4 protein-coding genes are annotated in these 2,902 nt (G+C 66.1%); 2 read left to right on the top strand and 2 right to left on the bottom strand.

What is annotated here, in order from left to right; genetic code table 11:
• Positions 1-13 precede the first annotated feature (13 nt).
• Both DR046_RS23895 and DR046_RS23890 read right to left on the bottom strand, forming a co-directional pair.
• Complete coding sequence (locus tag DR046_RS23895) at positions 14-160, bottom strand: hypothetical protein (protein WP_167767265.1); 147 nt, start codon at positions 158-160, stop codon at positions 14-16.
• 130 nt (positions 161-290) lie between these two features.
• Positions 291-992 (bottom strand): Crp/Fnr family transcriptional regulator, encoded by a 702-nt coding sequence (locus DR046_RS23890; RefSeq protein ID WP_167767264.1) that lies wholly within the window; start codon positions 990-992, stop codon positions 291-293.
• A gap of 129 nt (positions 993-1,121) precedes the next feature.
• Here DR046_RS23890 and DR046_RS23885 point away from each other — a divergent pair, with 129 nt between their 5' ends.
• Positions 1,122-2,030, top strand: a complete 909-nt coding sequence (locus DR046_RS23885; RefSeq protein WP_167767263.1) for a Crp/Fnr family transcriptional regulator — start codon at positions 1,122-1,124, stop codon at positions 2,028-2,030.
• A 116-nt stretch (positions 2,031-2,146) separates the two neighbouring features.
• Complete coding sequence (locus DR046_RS22710; protein ID WP_167767262.1) at positions 2,147-2,599, top strand: host attachment protein; 453 nt, start codon at positions 2,147-2,149, stop codon at positions 2,597-2,599.
• Positions 2,600-2,902: the final 303 nt, after the last annotated feature.

Raw genomic sequence — 2,902 nt, 5'->3', positions numbered from 1 at the left:
CTGGGAGACGCTCTCAGCCCCCCTGACCGATCAAACGAGTGACCTCGCCGCGTGAAACCGTGACGCTGAAAGCGCCGGAGATCGCGTCGAACCGATTTCCACCACCTTCGAGACAGCACCCGACGTTCCGGTCGAGTTCGACCTGCGTTCTCTCGTTCATCGATCATCTCCTTCGGTGGCAAGATGCCGGACCGCGTGGGACGAGCGCGGTCCGGCCAGGCGCCCCCGAAGCGTCGGCACGGGGCAGAAGGTCACTCGGAAAGCGGTCAACAGTCGCCCCGGGGGCAGGATCACTGGACGACAAGTCCCGCCGACTTGCATTGACCGACGTCATCGGCCACCCGACCAAAGAGCGGAACATCGGGATCGATCGCCATTGGACTTCCGATCCCGGCGAAGCGGCCAAGCCGCCGCAGGTCCGGAATCTCGAAATGCCGATGGTCCCGCGCGCGGATCAGCCCCATCTCGTCAAGCCTGCCGACGACCCGGCACACGGTCTCCGCGGTGGTCCCGAGGTAGTCGGCGATGTCCGCCCGGCCCAGTTCCATCGTCAGGATGCCGCCACCCGACGGCAGAGCTTGCCAGGGCATGATCGAGGAGCTGTTGACCAGGAACAGCGCCATCCGTCCGGCCGGATGCAAGGCACCGAGCGCCCAGACATGCTCCCGCATCCGGTCCGCCATCCGTTGCCGAGCCGCCAGCAGCGCCCGGCGGAACGGATGGCTCGACGTCAGGATGCCGGCCGCTCTGGAACGCGGGATGGTGCAGATCGTGGCATCGGTCGCGGCCTCGATCTCCATGAAGTCCGTCATCTGCGAGACCTCGATCAGGTCCCCCGGGCAGATCAGTGCAGCGATCTGCCGGCGACCGTCGGCACGTTGCCGTGCGATGCGAAGGAAGCCCGAGACCAGAACCGCGAGAGGTTCCTGTTGGTCGCCGACGTCGAGCGGTCTGCCGGCAAGGATCATCCGGGTGTCGGCATGCACCGACATGGCGGCGAAGTCCGCTTCTCCGAGGGCGCCACAGAACCCCGAACGACGAGCCAGGCAGCTTGCGCAGGTCCGGCCGCGCGATGTGCCCGGCCCTCGATCAGGCCCGGCAGACGGCGCAGCCTTCCCCGAATGGACTTCGACAGTCGTCCCTTCCCGCATCGCAGCCTCCCGACTTGCTCGGCGCGATCCTACGTCAGGGGCAAGGCGGGTCGGTTGATTTCCGTCAACCCGACCGGGAAGAATAGAGTAATATCTGCTGGCGCGTCCTGGGCGCCCAGTAGCTGCGAGGTGATCGTCGTGCGGAATGTCTCCAGTCGCGACCTGCGGCGTCTTCTGGAACCGGGCCACCTGCATGTCGGTGAAGCCCTAGACCGCCTGGGGCCGAACGTTCTGACGGATCTTGCGGCCAACGCACATGTGCAAGCGGTGGCCGAGGGCGAGATCCTCGAGGCCGAAGGCACCATAGGACAGAAGGTCGGCTATCTTCTGGACGGCGCCCTGGCCATGGTCAAACGGCTGCCCGACGGAAGGGAGCATACGGTAGGCCTTCTACTGCCGACCGATCTGTTCGGGCGTCTGACAGGGGACGCGGCCCCACACAGGCTTGTTGCCGTCGCGAAGTCCCGCGTTCTCTTCTTCGACCGCGAGGCCTTCGATATGCTGCTGTCGGATCACCCGGACCTCGAACGCCTGTTTCTGGTCTCCGTCCTGGACGAGCTCGACGCCGCGCGAGACTGGATCCTCATGCTGAGCGGAACCCGGGTGATCGAGCGGGTCGCGACGTTTCTGGCGATGCTGGCGCGGCGACAGGACGCCTACGGATCCGCCGAAGCCTCGCCTCCCATCCAGGTCAGACTGCCTGTCAGCCGGAAGCATGCCGCGAACGTACTATCGGTTCGTCCGGAGTCCCTGAGCCGTGCGCTGCATGCCCTCTCCGACCTCGGAGTGATCCGGATCATGGACCCGGCCACCTTCGAGATCCCGGATCTCGATGCGCTCCTCGCTGCATCGAGCGAGGATCCCGTTCGGGGCGACTAGCACTCGGAATGAAAGCGAAAGCGGCAGGCCAGCGGCACGCGCGCCCTCGTCGTGACGTCGGTCAATGCGCCAGGGACGTGAAGGATCGACAAACGTCGAGGGAGGCAACCAACGTCATGAAAAGGCCGGTCGAATGGTTTCTGGTTATCAGCGAAACGCGGGCCCGGATTGTCCGGGGCTTGCCCGCGCCCGGGGCCGCGCCCGCTGCCGAACTGGTGATCCGCGCACCACACCGCAACCTCCACGAGATCATGGCCGACAAGCCGGGACGCAGCTTTTCGCCGGGCAGTGCCGGGCGCCGGTCGGCCATGGAGAACGGATCAGATCCGCTCCTGCGCGACAAGGTGGAGTTCCTGCACCAAGCCCTTGCACTGGTGGAAGCGCACCGGCGTGCCGGTTCGTTCGACCGCCTGGCGATCGTCGCGGGTCCGCGTATGCTGGGACTCGTTCGGGCCGAGTTGTCGACTTCGCTACGAGGCATCGTCAGCCGAGAGATCGCGCTGAACCTCGGCGGACTGCCCGAAGCGGCGCTGCCGGATGCGCTCCGGCGCGAGATGGCCAGGATCTGACGAGCAGTCGCGCGCCTCGCTGCCGGCTTGGGATGGCCCGTCCGAACGCGAGATGGAGAGGCAGCGCCAGAGCCATCGGGCCAGCTGGCGACTCCCGGTGCCAGCCGGTAGTAGTTCTCCTCCCGGATGGCCTTTAACTCGGCTTATACCAACGGCCCTCTTTTTTGACTCGATTGTGAGGTGCGCGCGCTGTCGGGCCGTGATTCCCTTCTTTCGTTGACGGGAGGGATGGCGATGACGGTTGCGATCAGGCGGGACGAGTTGGATGCGACGGGGCTGCGGAAGGCGGCTGCGCGTAGCCGG

It is taken from the genome of Jannaschia formosa, assembly GCF_003340555.1.
Classification (GTDB): Bacteria; Pseudomonadota; Alphaproteobacteria; order Rhodobacterales; family Rhodobacteraceae; genus Jannaschia; species Jannaschia formosa.
This window is presented reverse-complemented; position numbering and strand designations above follow the sequence as displayed.

Bases quoted from the DNA above. Each gene is read 5' to 3' on its own strand.
- DR046_RS23895 (WP_167767265.1), bottom strand. From the start codon at position 160: ATGAACGAGAGAACGCAGGTCGAACTCGACCGGAACGTCGGGTGCTGT.
- DR046_RS23890 (WP_167767264.1), bottom strand. From the start codon at position 992: ATGTCGGTGCATGCCGACACCCGGATGATCCTTGCCGGCAGACCGCTC.
- DR046_RS23885 (WP_167767263.1), top strand. From the start codon at position 1,122: ATGGACTTCGACAGTCGTCCCTTCCCGCATCGCAGCCTCCCGACTTGC.
- DR046_RS22710 (WP_167767262.1), top strand. From the start codon at position 2,147: ATGAAAAGGCCGGTCGAATGGTTTCTGGTTATCAGCGAAACGCGGGCC.